The 17,617-nt window shown below is 56.8% G+C and carries 15 protein-coding genes; all 15 read left to right on the top strand.

The window, feature by feature from the left end:
- Window positions 1-102: 102 nt before the first annotated feature.
- The 15 genes from crtI (NST43_RS28800) (at window position 103) to spoIIR (ending at window position 17,344) form a co-directional block, all read left to right on the top strand.
- Complete coding sequence (crtI, locus tag NST43_RS28800) at window positions 103-1,659, top strand: phytoene desaturase family protein (RefSeq protein ID WP_339220784.1); 1,557 nt, start codon at window positions 103-105, stop codon at window positions 1,657-1,659.
- On the top strand, window positions 1,656-3,176 hold the full coding sequence (gene crtI, locus NST43_RS28795) for a phytoene desaturase family protein (protein WP_339220783.1): 1,521 nt from the start codon (window positions 1,656-1,658) through the stop codon (window positions 3,174-3,176). The genes crtI (NST43_RS28800) and crtI (NST43_RS28795) overlap by 4 nt, the downstream gene beginning before the upstream one ends.
- Complete coding sequence (locus NST43_RS28790) at window positions 3,169-4,026, top strand: phytoene/squalene synthase family protein (RefSeq protein WP_339220781.1); 858 nt, start codon at window positions 3,169-3,171, stop codon at window positions 4,024-4,026. The genes crtI (NST43_RS28795) and NST43_RS28790 overlap by 8 nt, the downstream gene beginning before the upstream one ends.
- Before the next feature lie 2 nt (window positions 4,027-4,028).
- The gene (locus tag NST43_RS28785; RefSeq protein ID WP_209989059.1) at window positions 4,029-4,814 is read left to right on the top strand and encodes a carotenoid biosynthesis protein; all 786 of its coding nucleotides are present in this window, start codon (window positions 4,029-4,031) and stop codon (window positions 4,812-4,814) included.
- Entirely contained in the window at window positions 4,783-5,523 is a 741-nt protein-coding gene (locus NST43_RS28780) for a lysophospholipid acyltransferase family protein (RefSeq protein WP_209989056.1), read from the top strand. The genes NST43_RS28785 and NST43_RS28780 overlap by 32 nt, the downstream gene beginning before the upstream one ends.
- Window positions 5,520-6,677, top strand: a complete 1,158-nt coding sequence (locus NST43_RS28775; protein ID WP_339220780.1) for a glycosyltransferase family A protein — start codon at window positions 5,520-5,522, stop codon at window positions 6,675-6,677. Before NST43_RS28780 ends, NST43_RS28775 begins: the two co-directional genes overlap by 4 nt.
- Window positions 6,674-8,149, top strand: coding sequence for a phytoene desaturase family protein (crtI, locus tag NST43_RS28770; protein WP_339220779.1), 1,476 nt, complete (start codon window positions 6,674-6,676; stop codon window positions 8,147-8,149). The genes NST43_RS28775 and crtI (NST43_RS28770) overlap by 4 nt, the downstream gene beginning before the upstream one ends.
- Window positions 8,150-8,265: 116 nt before the next feature.
- Window positions 8,266-9,411, top strand: a complete 1,146-nt coding sequence (fni, locus tag NST43_RS28765; RefSeq protein ID WP_339220778.1) for a type 2 isopentenyl-diphosphate Delta-isomerase — start codon at window positions 8,266-8,268, stop codon at window positions 9,409-9,411.
- 40 nt (window positions 9,412-9,451) lie between these two features.
- A complete protein-coding gene (locus tag NST43_RS28760; RefSeq protein WP_339220777.1) occupies window positions 9,452-9,922 on the top strand; it encodes a GNAT family N-acetyltransferase in 471 nt (156 codons plus the stop codon).
- Between the two features lie 236 nt (window positions 9,923-10,158).
- Window positions 10,159-11,259: a redox-regulated ATPase YchF gene (gene ychF / locus NST43_RS28755; protein ID WP_209989044.1), complete on the top strand. Its 1,101-nt coding sequence runs from the start codon at window positions 10,159-10,161 to the stop codon at window positions 11,257-11,259.
- A 288-nt stretch (window positions 11,260-11,547) separates the two neighbouring features.
- On the top strand, window positions 11,548-12,615 hold the full coding sequence (prfA, locus tag NST43_RS28750) for a peptide chain release factor 1 (protein ID WP_209989026.1): 1,068 nt from the start codon (window positions 11,548-11,550) through the stop codon (window positions 12,613-12,615).
- A gap of 25 nt (window positions 12,616-12,640) precedes the next feature.
- Window positions 12,641-13,705, top strand: a complete 1,065-nt coding sequence (locus NST43_RS28745) for a HemK/PrmC family methyltransferase (protein ID WP_339220776.1) — start codon at window positions 12,641-12,643, stop codon at window positions 13,703-13,705.
- Window positions 13,706-13,886: 181 nt separating this feature from the next.
- Window positions 13,887-15,080 carry an FtsW/RodA/SpoVE family cell cycle protein gene (locus NST43_RS28740; RefSeq protein ID WP_209989021.1) on the top strand — a complete coding sequence of 398 codons (1,194 nt, stop codon included), beginning with the start codon at window positions 13,887-13,889 and terminating at the stop codon, window positions 15,078-15,080.
- A gap of 229 nt (window positions 15,081-15,309) precedes the next feature.
- Entirely contained in the window at window positions 15,310-16,476 is a 1,167-nt protein-coding gene (locus NST43_RS28735) for an FtsW/RodA/SpoVE family cell cycle protein (RefSeq protein ID WP_339220775.1), read from the top strand.
- Between the two features lie 76 nt (window positions 16,477-16,552).
- A complete protein-coding gene (spoIIR, locus tag NST43_RS28730) occupies window positions 16,553-17,344 on the top strand; it encodes a stage II sporulation protein R (RefSeq protein ID WP_339220773.1) in 792 nt (263 codons plus the stop codon).
- The last annotated feature ends 273 nt before the right edge of the window (window positions 17,345-17,617 follow it).

Genomic DNA, 17,617 nt, shown 5'->3' with positions numbered 1-17,617 from the left:
AAGTCCGGCGGATGATATTTACATAGCCCGGCAAAGTATGTATGATATTTGTATCACTATTGTATAGTTTTTGTATAATGTTTGAACGAAGGAGGATGCCGCTTGATCCAAACCACAGACACCGCAAAAGTCGCAGTAATCGGCGCAGGGCCGGGCGGGCTGGCCGCCGCCATGCTGCTTGCCGCCGAAGGATATGAAGTAGATCTCTATGAACAGCAAGCGACGGTGGGCGGAAGGTCAGGAGAGTTGAAGCTGGGAGACTACCATTTTGACCGGGGAGCCACCTTCTTGATGATGCCGCATTTGCTGGAGGAGCTGTTCACTCTGGCTGGGCGTTCTGTGCATGACTATGTTGACCTTACGCCGCTTGATCCGCTGTATTCATTGCATTTTGGAGATACCGTATTTAGGCCTTCTACGAACCAGGATCAGACGGCTGAGGAGATTGAGCGGCTGTTCCCCGGCAACGGCAGCGGCTACCGCCGGTTCATGGCAGATGAAGCCGACAAGCTGGAGCGGGTGATTCCGCTGCTGCAGCGTCCGTTCCAATCGCTACGGGATTATGTCAAAAGAGATGTGCTGCACGCGCTGCCCAAGCTGAACGCTACAGACACCGTGTACAACCGGCTCTCCCGTTATTTCGATGATGAGCGGCTGCGGTTCTCGTTCACGTTCCAGGCCAAGTACCTGGGGATGTCGCCTTGGGAATGTCCGGGCACCTTCACGATTCTGTCGTACATGGAGCACCGTTACGGCCTGTACCATCCGACTGGCGGAATTAATCGCGTGCTCCAGGCTATGGCTGAGGTCATCCAGGAGCATGGCGGGCGGGTTCATACTGCAAGCGGAGTGAAGCGGGTTATCGTCAAGGACGGGCAGGCCACAGGCTTGCTGCTGGAGAACGGGGAGAAGGTGGATGCGGATTATATTGTGATTGGTGCAGACTTTGGCTCTGCGATGACACAATTATTCGAACCCGGACTTCTGAAGAAATACACCCCCGCCAAGATTGCCCGTAAAAGATATTCCTGCTCCACAGCCATGCTCTATCTCGGTGTGGATGGTGAGGTAGACCTGGATCATCATTCGGTGCATTTCGCCGCCGATTACCGGCGTAATGTCAAAGAGATTACGGAGCTGGGCGTTCTGTCGGAGGATGCCTCTATCTATATCCATAATCCGTCGGTTATCGATAAGACATTGGCGCCTCCCGGCAAATCCTCGCTCTACGTGTTGATGCCGGTGCCTAATCTGAGTGCAGATATCAACTGGGAGCAGGAGCGTGCGGAGGTAGAGGACTGGATGATGGAGCGGCTGCAGCAGATTCCGCAGCTGTCCGGAATCGCCGGACGGGTGGAAGAGAGCCTGTTCTTCTCTCCGCTGGACTGGCAGAACCAGCAGAATGTATATAACGGGGCCACCTTCAATCTGGCCCATAATCTCGGGCAGATGATGCATTTGCGGCCGCATAATACCTTCGAGGAGGTACGCGGCATCTGGCTGGTCGGCGGGGGAACCCATCCGGGCAGCGGTCTGCCGACGATCTTCGAGTCGGCCAAGATCAGCGCACGGCTGCTGCGGGAGCATGACCAGGCTGTGCGGGGCCGGTTCACCGTACAGGCGGGCGCGCCCGGCACAGGTGCGGGGGTTCCGTTATGAGCCGCATTGCCATCGTAGGCAGCGGCATTGGCGGGCTGACGGCAGCGCTGCTGCTTACCCGTCAGGGACATGAGGTGGTGATGTATGAGCGGGCAGCTCAAGCGGGCGGGCGTGTGGCCTTTGAAGAGCAGGACGGCTACCGGATTGACCGCGGCCCTACCATCGTGCTGCTGCCGGAGATGCTTCTCAGTATTCTGGAGGAAGGCGGCCTTCCGCGATCCAGCCTGGAGCTGCTGCGCTGTGATCCGCTCTACCGGGTTCACTTCCGAAGCGGGCGTGTATTAACCAAATTCGCGGATACTGCGGCGCAGGCGGAGGAGATTGACCGGCTCTATCCCGGGGAGGGCAAGGGCTTCACCCGGTTCATGAAGGACATGTCAGTGCTGTATCCGCAGGGGCGGAAGTCGTTCCTGGAGCGGGGGTATGCCAGCGGGCGTGAATTCTTCAGTCCGGCTAATCTGTCGCTGATGCTCCGCCTGCGTGCTTACCAAAGCCTGCGCTCGGCTATCGGCCAGTATTTTCGCAATGAGGAGCTTAGAGACGCGTTCTCCCTACAGAGCCTCTATATTGGGGGAGCGCCCTTCCGCACACCCGGCATCTACACCATGCTTCCTTACGCCGAGCATGCCTTTGGCATCTGGATGCTGAAGGGCGGATATGGGACGCTGCCGCAGATCATTGCCCGGGAGCTGAAAGACCGCGGGGTACAGATTCATACGGGCACCGAGGTGGAATCCTTGCTTGTGGAAGGAAGACGCTGCAGCGGAGTTGTTGTTCAGGGGCAGCCGATTCCCTATGATGCTGTACTGTACAATGGAGATTTCCCGAATGTAGAATCATTGCTGCCGCCTGGTGTATTCAAGCAGGAACAGGCACCGGTTGTGACGGCGAATAAGGGCAGACCCGTATCGGCCAAGGCCATAAAACGCGGAAGCTGGAAGCCCTCCTCGGGCTGTCTGCTGATCTATGCAGCCACGGATAAGCGCTGGCCGGATTCGCTGGTGCACCAGTTCTTCCTGCCGGACAGTCTGAATAGCAGCCTTCACGAGCTGTTTGACCGGGGACAAATTCCCCAGGATTCATCTTATTATGTATTTAATCCGGTAGCACTGGACGATAGTGCAGTCCCTCCCGGACAGAGCGTGCTGTATTTCCTTGTTCCCGTCCCGGCGGTGCCGGATCAGAAGTGGGAGGAAATAGCCGGAGCGCTGGCCGATAAAGTTATGGCGGATGCCGAGAAGCGGGGCTTCCCCGGGCTTGCCGCGAGTGTGATCTGGCGCAGGCTGAGAACGCCTGCCGATGCGGAGCAGGAAGGAATGTATGGCGGGGGCAGCTTCGGTATTGCACCGCTGCTGACCCAGTCGGGGGTATTCCGGCCCCAGCCGAAGCCTTATCCGCTCAAGGGGTTGTATGCCGCAGGCGCTTCCGTCCATCCCGGCGGCGGTGTGCCGATTGTCATGCAGGGTGCGAAGCTTGCCGTGCAGGAAATGATAAAGGAGATGAGCGTACATGGATGATAGGATACTGCAGCAATGTGAGGAACTGATGAAGAAAGGGTCCACTTCGTTCCATAAGGCGTTTGATGTTCTGCCAAGTCCCAGGCGTGAAGCGGTGCATGTTATTTATGCCTTCTGCCGGATTATAGATGATAGTGTGGATGAGCCGGAAGGCGCGCCGTACAGCATTCATGAGCTGCGGGAGCATTTCATGAATCTGGAGCAGGCAGACGGGCACTTCATCTGGCCGGCGCTGCGCTGGCTGTTCAGCGGCTTCCCGCAGCTTCAGCGTGAGCCGTTCCTTTTGCAAATGGAGGGACAGCTTAGAGATCTTACCTTCACTGCCTATGACACGATGGAGCAGCTTAAGGATTACTGTTATCTTGTAGCGGGAACGGTAGGGGAGATGCTGCTGCCTGTCCTGCGGGATGATCAGAGTGAAGCGGCACGGACATCGGGAATTGCGCTGGGGATAGGAATGCAACTGGTGAATATCATCCGCGATGTGGGTGAGGATCTCCGAAGAGGACGCAGATACGTGCCGCTTGAGGTGATGGGCAGACATGGCTACAGCCAGCAGGAGCTGGAGGACGGGGAGGTCAATCACCGTTTCACCGCTGTGATCCAGGAGCTGCGGACAGAAGCGCTGGACTGGTTCCGGCAAGGACTTACGCATGTAGACACGTATCCTTTGGAGAGCGGTCTTGCCATTGAACTTGCCGCATCCTTCTATGCCGCTATTCTGGATGCAGTGGAGGCAGACGAGTATGATGTTTTCCGCAAAAGATCCTATGTCAGCGATGAAGCCAAGCTCCAGCTGTTCCAGCGTACGGTCGTGCGTTATGCCGGTGTAAGAACTGCGGTGGTCTAGCGATGGTCCGAACGCTTTTTTGGATCTGGTATACCATCGGTGCGCTGCTGTTGATCGTGTTCGGCATTCCGGATAGCCTGAAGTTCTCTAACGGATTGTTTCTGGTATTCTACGGCGCATATGCCATGGACTTAGTATCTAAGGGGCAAGTCAAACCCTTCATGTCTGACTGGTCAGTCAATTCTTCTGGAGGCCGGATGACCAAGCGATTCTGGTATGCTGCGGCTCTTATCTGGTTAGGCGGAATGGCGGTCGAATGGGTAGGCGTGCATTCCGGCCGGTTGTTTGGAGATTATAATTATTCGACTATTCTAGGGCCTTTATTATTTGGTGTGCCGGTTACCCTGGGCTTCGCTTGGATTGCTGTTGTGTGCAATGCCGTGCTGATCAGTCATGATTTCGGACAGCGCGGCCTCCGGCTCCTGCTGCTGCGGGCCGTGCAGGTGGGCTTCTGGACAGTGCTGATGGATCTGGTGCTTGACCCTGTGGCCCATGCCAGAAACTTCTGGCACTGGGAGGGCGGCGGGGGCTTCTATCAGGTGCCCTGGAGCAACTTCGGCGGCTGGCTGATTGCAGGCGCTGCCTTGTCCATGCTGCTCCCGGCTGTGCCGTTCACCCGCCTGGCTGCCCGCCGGGGCACCCGCCTGTATCAGGCAATCCTAATCCTGTTCGGCCTGATCAGCCTGACAGAGGGACTGCCAGCCTGTGCGGTGATCGCCGGGGCAGGCGCCGCTCTGGCCGAAGGGAGTCTGCGCTATGCTGGAAGCCGTTCCATCGGGAAGGTTTGACTGGTTATTCTACCGTTATAATTCCATGTATCTGCTGCGCAGACATTTCCACTTCATCGGGATCAGCGGAGAGCTTCAGCCCGCTGCCGCTGCCGGCCGGGGGATTCTCTATCTCATGAATCACAGCTCGTGGTGGGACGGCCTGCTGGCCTATCACGCCGCCGGGAAGCTGCCGGGGAAGCGTCATTATTTCATGATGGAAGAGGAGCAGCTCCGTAAGTATGCCTTCTTCAGAAAGCTTGGCGCGTATTCGATTAACCCAGGAAGTCCAGGAGATGCGCGGGCTTCCCTGCGGTATACAGCCGGGCTGCTGGAGGCGGGGGAGAGTGTCTGGATGTACCCTGAAGGAGAAATTCGGCCGTTGGAGCACCGGCCGTTGAGTCTAAAAGAGGGGGCTTCCCTGGCGCTGCGGCTCAGTCCGCAGACTGCCGTGGTGCCGGTGACGCTATACCATGGCCTGTTCCGGCATACCAAGCCGGAAGCCACACTGCTGGCCGGGGCGCCGCTGCTGCTCCCTTGGGCGGAGATGGACCGCTCAAGGGTAGCCCGGACGCTGGAGACTGTTCTTGGCGGACAACTGGAGTCACACCGCAGCAGGGTGCTTAACCATCAAGGCTATATGCCGGATGAATTCAGACCGCTGCTCCGCCGGGGGAGATCAACCAATGAATGGCTTGACCTGTTGCGGCCGGGCGGGGGGAGAGGATGAACGTATTCTTTCAGGTTGTAACCGGTATTGTGCTGCTCCAGCTATTGTTCGCAATATGGAATGCAGCGCAGCTCCCCAAGCTGGGGACAGCGCCCGGAACAAGAGCAGAGAAGGCGCTGCCAGCACCGGCGTCCTCCCGGGCCTTGCACTTGTCGGTACTGATCCCTGCCCGGAATGAAGCGGATAATATTGGGGACTGTCTCTCCTCTGTGCTGGCCTCAAGCACCGGCGGAATCGGGGCGGAAATTATTGTACTGGATGATTCATCGACGGACGGAACGGGGGCTATTGCCGCAGCAGCGGGCGGCGGCAGAGTACGCGTTCTGAAGGGAAGAGAGCTGCCGGAGGGCTGGCTGGGCAAGTCCCATGCCTGCGCTCAGCTTGCGGAGGCGTCAAGCGGAGACTGGCTGCTGTTCCTGGACGCGGATGTCCGTCTTCAGCAAGGGGCGCTTCAGGCGGCAGTTTCTGCTGCCGCAGCAGCGGGAGGCGGCATGATTACCGGCTTCCCCCGGCAGATAACCGGAAGCTGGCTGGAGCGGCTGGTCGTTCCCCTGATGGTCTTCACCATCATCTGTCACCTGCCAATTCCGCTGGTCCGCAGCTCCCGGGATCCGCGGTTTGTTGCGGCGCATGGGGGCTTCATCCTGATTCATCGGGATAGTTACTACGAATGCGGCGGGCACGAGGCCATCCGCAGCGAACTGGTGGATGATATGGCGCTGGCCCGCGCCGTGAAGCGGTCGGGCGGGACGGTGACGCTCATGGATATTACGGAACAGGTGTTCATGCGGATGTATCACAATGCCCGGCAAGTATGGAACGGCTACCGGAAGAATATCTATGCCGGTATCGGCCGCCGCCCGGTGCTGCTGCTGGCTGTACTTATTGCATATTTGTTGCTGTACGTGGCACCGGCCGCCGCAGTTCTGTACTATGGCCTAAGCGGGCAGCCGGGCGCGCTTCTCTGGCCCGCTGCTGCGCTGCTTGCCGGTTTGGCCGTAAAACGGACCAGTGATGCTGCCGGACGGCAGCCGTTCTGGTTCTGTCTCTTATTCCCTGTGAGCATGCTCTGCCTGTCGCTGATTGCTGTGGCGTCCTGGCGCGGAAGCCGTACGCACACAGGCTATGAATGGAAAGGAAGGCGTTATGGATGAAACCGAAGGCAGTAATCATAGGCGCCGGATTTGGGGGGCTGTCCTGTGCGGTCACCCTTGCCGCTGAAGGATGGGATGTCACTGTGCTGGAACGCCAGCAGCAGCCGGGCGGCAAGCTGCAGCGTGTGCAGGCGGGGGGCTACACCTTCGACCGTGGCCCAAGTACGATTACGATGCCCCATGTCTTCCGCTCGCTCTATGAGCTTGCGGGAGCCCGCATGGAGGATTATGTCCAGCTCTATGAGCTGGAGCCGCGCACCCGCAATGTGTTCGCAGACGGCAAGGTTGTCGATTTCTCAAGGGACACCGGAAGAATGCAGGAGCAGATGGCCTCCTATAGCCCGGCAGATGCTGCGCGGTTTCCGGACTTTCTGGCGGAAGCCGCGCGGTTGTATCAGCTCAGTGAGAAGCAGTTCCTGAACAGGCTGCTGCTGTCCTGGAGGGATAAGCTCTCCCCTTCACTTGTGCGGGATCTGGTACGCGTAAGGCCTTTTCTCAGCCTGCATGACCTGCTGCTCCGCTACTTCAGCCACCCGAATACCTTGGCTATGCTGGGCCGCTATGCCACCTATGTCGGATCGTCGCCGTATCGTTCCCCCTCCATCTTCGCCATGCTGGGTCATCTGGAGATTCAGGAGGGCGTATATGGGGTGAAGGGCGGTACCTATGAATTAATCAGCGGCCTGACTGCGCTCGCCCAGAATCTGGGTGTGCTGCTCCTTACAGGCACGGAGGTGACGGGAATTTCCGTAGTCTCCGGTGCGGTAGAAGGTGTGGATACGGCGCAGGGCTTCTACCCGGCCAAGACCGTGATTGCCGGTGGCGATGTTCTGAGCATCAACAAGATGCTGCTGCCTGAAGCGGTTCGTCCGGGAATGACGGACCGCAGGATTGAAGCGTACGAACCCTCCCTGTCCGGGCTGGTAACGCTGGCAGGCGTGCCGCGCACGTATGATGCGCTGCTGCATCATACGGTGTTTTTCCCGGAGAACTATGAACAGGAATTCAAGGATATCTTCGAGCATAAGCGTCCGCCGCAGCAGCCGACAGTGTATATATGCCACTCCGGTTATTCCGAGCCTGAGATGGCGCCTGCAGGCGGGAGCAACCTGTTCATTCTGGCTAATGCGCCTTATCTGAGCCCGGCCTGTGACTGGAGCGAGGAGAGCGCTGCGTACGGGGAGCGGGTATTGTCCCTACTGGATAGCCACGGAGTGAGCGGGCTGTCGTCCGCAGCTGTGCTGGAGCGGTATACCCCGCAGGATATCGCCCGCTATACACTGGCGCATCAGGGAGCCATTTACGGGATATCCTCCAATACGGTAAAACAGACCTTCTCACGCCCGGGCAACCGTTCCAGCGATGTTAAGGGGCTGTGGTATGTGGGCGGAACCACGCATCCCGGCGGGGGAACACCCGTAGTGTCGTTGTCCGGCAGACTGGTGGGCGAATATATTGCAAGCCATGTATGAAGAGAGAGGACCCCGCCAGCGCGTTCAGTTGCCGAGCGGGGTTGTGCTATAATGAAATGTACTTGTGGGGCCGGATATATTTTGAGATAAGTAAAGCAGAAACGGAGGAAGACAGCATGAATGATATGCCGCGAAACGGTGTGCCGCAGAGCGCAGTGGAGCACTCAGGCGCAGGGTCCCAGCCAGGGCAGCAGGCAGCAGGCTCAGGTATTGCCGGACATAAATCTCTGCTGCCCGACTCCAGAACCGGAGAACGGAAGCTTGAGCATGTGCGGCTCTGCCTGAATGAAGATGTGGCTGGCAGCGGAATTACAACCGGGTTCGAGCACTACCGGTTCCGTCATAATGCGCTGCCGGAGCTGGATTATGATACAATCTCACTGAATGCTGAATTCTTGGGCCGTACGCTGCGTACCCCGCTGCTGATCAGCTCCATGACCGGGGGAAGCGCGGCTACAGGCAAGATTAATGAGCGGCTGGCCGAAGCGGCGGAGCGCCGGGGCTGGGCGCTTGGAGTCGGCTCGGTGCGCGCGGCTGTAGAACGCGCTGAGCTTGCGGAAACCTTCCATGTGCGGGCCAACGCACCCACGATTCCGGTCATTGCGAATGTCGGAGCCGTGCAGCTCGCCTACGGCTTCGGGGTAGAGGAATGCCGCCGGGCGGTTGACATTGCCGGAGCGGACTGGCTGGTTCTCCATCTGAACGGGCTGCAGGAAGTATTCCAGCCCGAGGGTGACACCGGCTTCGGTTCCTTACTGAAGCGGATAGAGGCATTATGCCGGAGTCTTGAGATCCCGGTGGGGATCAAGGAGGTCGGCTGGGGGATTGATGGCGATACGGCCGCCCGGCTATATCAGGCTGGCGCTGCCTTCATTGATGTTGCCGGAGCTGGCGGCACTTCGTGGAGCCAAGTAGAGAAGTTCCGCAGCATCGATCCGGTGCGGCGTGCGGCAGCGGAGGCCTTCGCCGACTGGGGCATTCCCACGGCGGAGTGCATCGCCGAGGTCCGCGCGGTCTCCCCGCGCGGCGCGCTGATCGGCAGCGGCGGGCTGAAGCACGGAGTCGATGCCGCCAAGGCGCTGGCCCTTGGCGCTGACCTGGCGGGCTTCGGACGCGGGCTGCTGGGTCCGGCCGTCAGCTCCGAGGAGGCGCTGGATCAGGCGCTGGCCCAGGTAGAGCTGGAGCTGCGGACAGTGATGTTCGGCATCGGCGCGCCGGACCTTGCAGCGCTGCGGGGAACGCCGCGGCTTGTCCGGCGATAGGCGAGACGATTTTAACATGGCGAAGGAAGGGCTAAACTCAATGATTACACTGGTTCAAATGGACGAATCGACATTTCAATTTTTTATGAAGCAATCCACCCGTGATTACGCGGAAGACAAAATCAAGACCGGAGCCTGGGACGCGGAGACCGCGATGAAATTATCCCAGGAAGCGATGACGCGGTTTCTGCCCAAAGGGTTACACACAGAGGGGGCTTACCTCTATTCTATAGTTGAGGCTGAGACACAGACCCAAGCCGGGTATATCTGGTTCAACGTGAATGAGAGCCGCGGTGTACGGGAGGCCTTTATTTATGATATTTATATATTCGAGCCCTTCCAGGGCAAAGGCTACGGTACACGGGCCCTGACCCTGCTGGATGAAGAAGCCCGGAAGATGAAGGTGACGAAGATCGGACTGCATGTTTTCGGGCAGAATGACCGTGCTTTTAAGCTGTACAAGAAAATGGGCTTCATAGTCACAGATATTACAATGTCCAAAATGCTATAGAGCACCAGGATGAAGGCTCTGCGCGTGGGGTCTTTTTGAAAACAGATGTTTCTGGGTCCCCCGAAGTACCTGTGTATGTATCGCCTCTAAGCTAAAGCCTCACTTTGTGGGGTTATTTTGCAGTCCCCTTGACATCTGCTGTTGCTGGAGAATTTGTTCTAATATATAATGGTTTGAGATCAGTTCGGTAATTCATGCGGTGATCAAACCAACCGAAAATAGGAGTTGTCATATAAATGGCTTTGAAAGCAGGTATCGTTGGACTTCCCAACGTGGGCAAATCGACATTATTCAATGCAATCACACAAGCGGGCGCAGAATCCGCCAACTATCCGTTCTGCACCATCGACCCGAACGTCGGGGTTGTAGAAGTACCGGACGAACGTCTGGATAAACTGGTGGAGCTGGTTCAGCCGAACAAGACGGTTCCGACCGCTTTTGAATTCGTCGATATTGCCGGACTGGTGCGCGGCGCGAGCAAGGGCGAAGGCCTGGGCAACAAGTTCTTGGCTCATATCCGCGAGGTGGATGCCATTGTTCATGTGGTGCGCTGCTTCGTCGATGAGAATGTAACCCATGTGGACGGCAAGGTGAATCCGATCAGCGACATCCAGACGATTAACCTGGAGCTGATTCTGGCTGACCTGGAGAGCGTGGAGAAGCGGATTGAGCGTTCCCGCAAAAATATCAAGGGCGGCGACAAGAAATACGCCCAGGAAGTAGAAGTACTGGAGCGCGTGAAGGAAGCCCTGTATCAGGACCAGCCTGCACGCAGCCTGGAGTTGTCTGAGGATGAGCGCCAGATCGTGCGTGATCTTCACCTGCTCACCCTGAAGCCGGTGCTGTATGCGGCGAATGTGGGCGAGGATGAAGTGGCGTCTGCCGAGGAGAATCCTTATGTGAAGCAGGTCCGCGAATTCGCAGCCGCCGAGAATGCTGAAGTCGTGCCGATCAGTGCCAAGGTGGAAGCGGAGATTGCAGAGCTGGAAGGCGAAGACAAGGAGATGTTCCTTGAAGAGCTGGGTCTGCAGGAATCCGGGCTTAACCGCCTGATCAAAGCGGCTTATAAGCTGCTGGGCCTGTACACTTATTTTACTGCGGGCGTTCAAGAGGTTCGTGCCTGGACCATCCGTAAGGGAACGAAGGCTCCTGGAGCGGCGGGCGTGATTCATACGGACTTCGAGCGCGGATTTATCCGGGCGGAGGTTGTAGCCTACACCGATCTGGTAGCGGCAGGTTCAATGAACGGCGCCAAGGAACGCGGGCAGCTGCGTCTGGAAGGCAAGGAATATCTGGTGCAGGACGGCGACGTTATGCATTTCCGGTTCAACGTATAGATACTTTTCGCTTGTTATAGAGAGGCCATTCAGGAGTAGAGGTATTTGCTTGCTGGATGGTTTCTTTGTGTCATTCGGACCCGGTGCCGGCGCATAAGCTGGCTGGAGGTTCAACATCATAAGATCATGCAGTTTCGTATCAAAAGATTTCTCCCCGTCCCCGCCGCATGTACTGTAGCCAATTGAGGCTTGTGGTGGTATAATATAAAGTCGTATATCTATTTCCGTTGTGCTAACAATTTAAAGTAATATTGAATGAAGAATTTGAATCAGGAGAGGTGAATTCCCTTGTTGGACCGATTGCAATCCCTGGCGGACCGCTATGAGAAACTCAGTGAACTGCTATGTGACCCGGATGTTGCAAGCGACAGTAAGAAACTGAGGGACTATTCCAAAGAACAATCCGACTTGCAGCCCGCCTTCGAGGCGTATAGCGAATATAAGAACGTAATGGAAGAGCTTGAAGCCGCGAAGATGATGCAGGCCGAGAAGCTTGATGATGAAATGAAAGAAATGGTCAAGATGGAGATCGATGAGCTGTCCGAGCGGCAGGCCCATCTGGAGGAGAAAATCCGTCTGCTCCTGCTGCCTAAAGACCCTAATGATGACAAGAACGTAATCGTGGAAATCCGCGGCGCAGCCGGCGGGGACGAAGCAGCCTTGTTCGCCTCTGACCTGTACCGGATGTATACCCGTTATGCCGATACCCAGGGCTGGCGCGTGGAGCTGATGGATGTGAACACGAACGATCTCGGCGGCTTCAAGGAAGTGATTTTCCTGATCAACGGGCGCGGTGCTTACAGCAAAATGAAATTTGAAAGCGGCGCACACCGTGTGCAGCGCATACCTACCACAGAATCCGGCGGACGTATCCATACGTCTACCTCTACCGTGGCCGTAATGCCGGAAGCGGAAGATTTTGAAATTGAGATTCATGACAAGGATATCCGTGTCGATACCTTCTGTTCGAGCGGCGCGGGCGGACAGTCCGTTAACACGACTAAATCAGCAGTACGTGTAACCCATGTACCTACGGGGATCGTGGCTACCTGCCAGGACGGCAAGTCCCAGAACTCCAACAAGGATAAGGCGCTGAAGGTGCTGCGTACCCGGATCTCGGATTTGAAGCGTCAGGAAGAGGAAGCGAAGTATTCCGGAGAACGCAAAAGCAAGGTGGGGACCGGTGACCGCAGTGAGCGTATCCGTACTTACAACTTCCCGCAAAGCCGTGTGACAGATCACCGGATCGGCTTAACCCTCCACCGTTTGGATCAGGTGATGAACGGGGATATTACCGAGATCATCTCGGCACTGTCGATTGCGGAACAAGCAGAATTGATGGAAAAAGGAGAATAATGCTTTGAAACACGACTCTTACGTCATGTCGGAATTGCAAAGCATCCGGGAAGCCTTTGCGGAGGCTTCTTCTTTTTTGGCCGGGAACGGATGCAATGAGCCGCAGCGCAGCAGCCAGCTTCTGCTGGAGCATGTGCTGGGCTTGTCCGGGGCGGCTTATTATATGGCGCTGGCTGATCCGTTCCCGCTGGCGCGCAAGGCCGATTGGGAAGCGCTGGTGACCCGCCGGGCGGCGGGAGAACCGGTGCAATACATCACCCGGGAGCAGGAGTTTTACGGCCGGGCCTTCGAGGTCACGCCCGATGTGCTGATCCCGCGCCCGGAGACGGAGCTGCTCGTCGAGGCGATTCTGAAGTACGGCGCGGAGCTGTGGCCGGACGGGCTGGTGGCGGTGAGGGGCGAGGCCGCACCGGAAGCTGAAGGAGACGAGCAGTGGACAGCTGCGGGCGGTGAGGCTGGGGCGGTGCGGGGCGAGGCCGCACCGGAAGGTATGGCGGCTGCGGATGAAGCCGCCGCCCACAGCGCGGCGGGCCGCAGCGCCGCCCGCCGGGAGAGCGGCGCGGGCTTCGCTGGCGCCGCACGGCCGCTGACCGCCGTCGATATCGGCGCCGGCAGCGGAGCTATCTCCGTCACGCTGGCGGCGGAAGCGCCGGCGTGGCGGGTCTGCGCCGGCGACATCTCGCCCGGCGCGCTGGCCGTAGCCCGGCGCAATGCGCAGCGGCACGGCACGGCGGTGGACCTGCGGCTCGGCGATCTGCTCGAGCCGTTCGCGGGGCTGGAGACGGATATCCTCGTCTCCAACCCGCCGTACATCCCCGGCGGCGACATCGCCGGGCTGCAGCGCGAGGTGCGCGATCATGAGCCGCGCACGGCACTGGACGGCGGCGGGGACGGGCTGGACCCGTACCGCCGCATGATGGAGCAGCTGCCGCTGCTCCCGGCTCCGCCGCGCCTGGTCGGCTTTGAGCTCGGCCAAGGGCAGGCCGAGCAGGTAGCCGGACTGCTGCGGGCAGCCGGACATTGGGACGAGATCATCACCATCGATGATCTCGCCGGGATTCCCCGGCATGTGCTCGGGATTGCACGCTAGAGGACATTGGAGCATACACACAGCACAATCTCCTCCTCCAGGCGAAGCAGAAGAACGCCAATCCTTGGTAAATTGTATTTAGGCGGCCGCTTCCTTTACAATAGACATGACGGAACTTCTGCCTGGGCTGCTGCCGGGGGACAAGAACGGGAAGAACCAGTACTGAGTAAGGAGACAGAATATGCTTCAGAAGATTAAGAAGATTGATGGCGTCATCCTGGTGATTCTTGTGCTGCTGATGGTGGTCAGCATTTTCTCCATATACAGTGTGACCCACGGGCGCGACAGGCTGGACGGCTCACATATTAAGATGATCAAATTCTATATCGTGGGCTTTATTGCCTTTATCGGGCTGACATTCGTGGATTATCGCCTGCTTGTAAAATATGCGTTATATGTGTACATCACGGGGATTGGCATTCTGATTCTGGTCAGCTTCGTCGGCACAGAGCAGAACGGTGCACAGGGATGGATCAAGTTCGGCAACAGCTTCAGTCTTCAGCCGGCTGAGCTGTTCAAGCTGATTCTGATTCTGTTCCTGGCAGCTGTGCTTGTACGCAAAAATAAAAATAAGCTGCTGTTCTGGCGTGATGTGGTTCCGCTGGGATTATTCAGTCTCATGCCGTTTGTCATCGTAATCAGCCAGAATGACCTCGGCAATGCGCTCTCGTACATCGTTATTCTGATCGGTCTCCTGTGGATCGGCAATATTAAGTTTACCCATGCGCTGATCGGACTGCTGGTTATAGGCGGCTCTGCGGCTGCCGGAATTATGAGCTATATTCATTATCATGATGAAATTAAGGATTTCCTGGTAGATATCAAGCGTTCGCACTGGATCGAGCGCTTCGACCCGTGGCTGGTGCCGGATAAGGCGACGGCCAAGGCGATCTACCATACGAAGAACGCCAAAATGGCCATCGCCTCCGGCGGAATGAGCGGTGAAGGCTACATGACGGGCAGCTCGGTGCAGACCGACCGTGTACCATACACCTATTCGGACTCCATTTTTGTGCAGATTGCGGAGGAATACGGCTTTGTCGGCTCGGCACTGGTGCTGCTGCTGTACTTTATCCTCATTCACCGGATGATACTAATTGCACTGGAGTGCAAGGATAGGGGCGGGCCGTTCCTGATCGTCGGGGTGGTGGCGATGCTGCTGTACCAGATTTTCGAGAATATCGGGGCTTTCCTGGGTCTGATGCCGCTGACCGGGATTACGCTGCCGTTCATCAGCTTCGGGGGAACCTCACTGCTGATCAATATGGCGAGCATAGGACTTGTCATGAGCGTGCGTTTGCATGGACAAGATGTGGAAGAGGATCTGCCAAGTCCTGCACTGTATTCTTCCCCGGCTCCCGCCAAGAGAAGCTGACCGCTTAAGAATAGCTTCATCCACACTGGAATTCTTCGTTTACGAAGGGTTCCGGTATTTTTTTTGCGGCTGGCGTGCTTAGAGGACGGGTGAAGTGGGTCAGCTATGCAGAAATAGAAAATTTGAATAAAAGCTCCCAATTGAATTACAATGGAAATTAGTGGATTGCAGCCTGGGCTGGGTGTAGCGGGCGGATTCCTAATCCGGAGAGGTTGAGGGGTATATCCTTATGTTGCAGAGAATCAAAAGAATAGACGGCAGCATTGTGCTTATTCTGATTGTGCTGATGGGGATCTGTATCTTCTCCATTTACAGCGTGACTCACGGGAGAGACGGCCTGGATGGTATGCATATCACCATGCTGCAGTATTATGCGCTGGGTTTTATCGCTTTTATCCTGATCTCCCTGTTCGATTACCGCTTGCTGGTGCGGTATGGACTCTATATTTACATTGCCGGAATCGGTATTCTGCTGTCGGTCAGCTTCATCGGCAAGGTGAAGAACGGTGCCCAGGGCTGGATCGGTATTGGAGATTTAAGTATTCAGCCGGCGGAGCTGTTCAAGCTGATTCTGATTATTTTTCTGACCACCATGCTTGTCCGCAAAAAAAGAAATCCGCTGCGCTTCTGGCGGGATGTCGTGCCGCTTAGCCTAATCGCGTTAATGCCGTTCGCGCTGGTTATTCTCCAGAATGATCTGGGCAATGCGCTCAGTTATATCGTGATTCTGCTTGGGCTTTTGTGGATCGGGAATCTTAAATTCTCCCATGCTCTGATTGGGATGATTATTGCGGGCGGAATGATTCTGGGCTTCGTTCTGAGCTATATTCACTATCATGAGCAGATGGTTCATTTCATCGAAAAGGGTCTGGGCAAGGAACATTTCATCAAACGGTTTGATCCTTGGCTGGTACCTGAGCTGGCCAGCAGCACTGCGAGCTATCAGACCAAAAATGCCCAGACGGCAATTGGTTCCGGCGGGCTGGATGGAGAAGGTTATTTGCAGGGCAGCTCGGTACAAAGCAACCGTGTGCCGTATCTGTATTCGGAATCGATTTTTGTGCAGATTGGGGAAGAATTCGGCTTCCTGGGCGCAGCGGCGCTGCTGATGCTCTTTTTTATCCTGATCCACAGATTAATTGTGATTGCCTTGGAATGCAGGGACCGCGGCGGGCCGCTGCTGATTGTCGGGATCGTGGCAATGCTGCTGTATCAGATTCTGGAGAATATCGGAGCGATGACCGGACTGATGCCGCTGACCGGTATTACCCTGCCGTTCATTAGCTACGGCGGGACCTCGCTGCTGATTAATATGGCCTGTATGGGGATTGCGATGAGTGTGAGGCTCTACGGGCAGGATGTGGAGGAAGATCTCCCGCTGCCGCTAAAATCATAGATTACTAGGTTTGCAGTCTCTCATTCCTGGACATACTGGGAACATAAGAGTTTCAGAGGGAGAGGGGCTGCAGAAGATGGATGATTATAAGCTGGAACAAGGGGATTCCTTGCGGATTACCTTTAAGTATACTGCCATTTTAATTTGTTTTTTTATGATTCTGATGATGGCCTGGGAAGGGCAAAAAAGCGATGCCGCCGTAGCGGAGGTATCCATCCCGCAGGAGTCGATCCGTTTGCGTATTCTGGCGAATTCGGACGGCACCGGGGATCAGCTGGTCAAGCGCCAGATTCGTGACCGGATAGTGGAACAGATCAATCAGTGGGTGGCCGGGCTGGAAGATCCGCAGAGTCTGGAGCAGGCCCGCGCCCTGATCCGTAATCATCTGCCGGAGCTGAATGAGCTGGTGGGCAGAGAGCTGGCACAGCGCGGGATTGAATACGGCTATCAGGTGGAGCTGGGCACGGTTCCTTTTCCGACCAAAATGTATGGCGGTCGGGTCTACCCTGCCGGAGAATACGAGGCTGTACGGGTCACGCTTGGAGCAGGCAAAGGGCAGAACTGGTGGTGTGTGCTGTTTCCGCCGCTCTGCTTCATCGATGCAGGTACAGGGGATGCTGCGGCTGCGGAACCGGCTGCTGCCAAAACAGGGGCTAAGGATGCGGCTAAGGTCTCGGCCAAGGCTTCGGGAGACGGGGCGAAGGTGAAGGCTGCGGATGGAACAGCGCAAGGGGCAGTATCCAGTCTCTCGGATTCTGCTAACAAGGAAGCAAACACGGGTGGTGCTGCTGAGGCACCGAAGGTGAAGTTCTTCGTATGGGAGCTCTTGAAGAATATCTGGAGCTGGATCTGCGGGCTGTTCGCCTGAATGTCCTGTGAGGCATGGCGTAAGTGTATATTGGATTCTACAGTTTTTGCGTCGGATATGGTACGATGATTGCAGCACTTGAGCAGAAGCGGCTCCACCTGGTGGGGCCGTTTTTGGCGTAATAATTCAATCAGAAAGCTAGTGATGATAGATGACAGAAGATAAGCATTCACCGTTCGCGGCCCAGCGCCGCAGCGGTCATATAGAGTCTACTCTGTACTGGAGCCTTGCTTCCGGCAATGAGGGAACGGATGGAGGATCGGGGAGTTCCGC

The sequence above is a fragment of the Paenibacillus sp. FSL H8-0332 genome, from assembly GCF_037963835.1.
In the GTDB taxonomy this organism is placed as follows: Bacteria; Bacillota; Bacilli; order Paenibacillales; family Paenibacillaceae; genus Paenibacillus_AQ; species Paenibacillus_AQ rhizoplanae.
The sequence above is the reverse complement of the archived record's forward strand: the minus strand, read 5'-3'. Positions and strand labels throughout refer to the sequence as shown.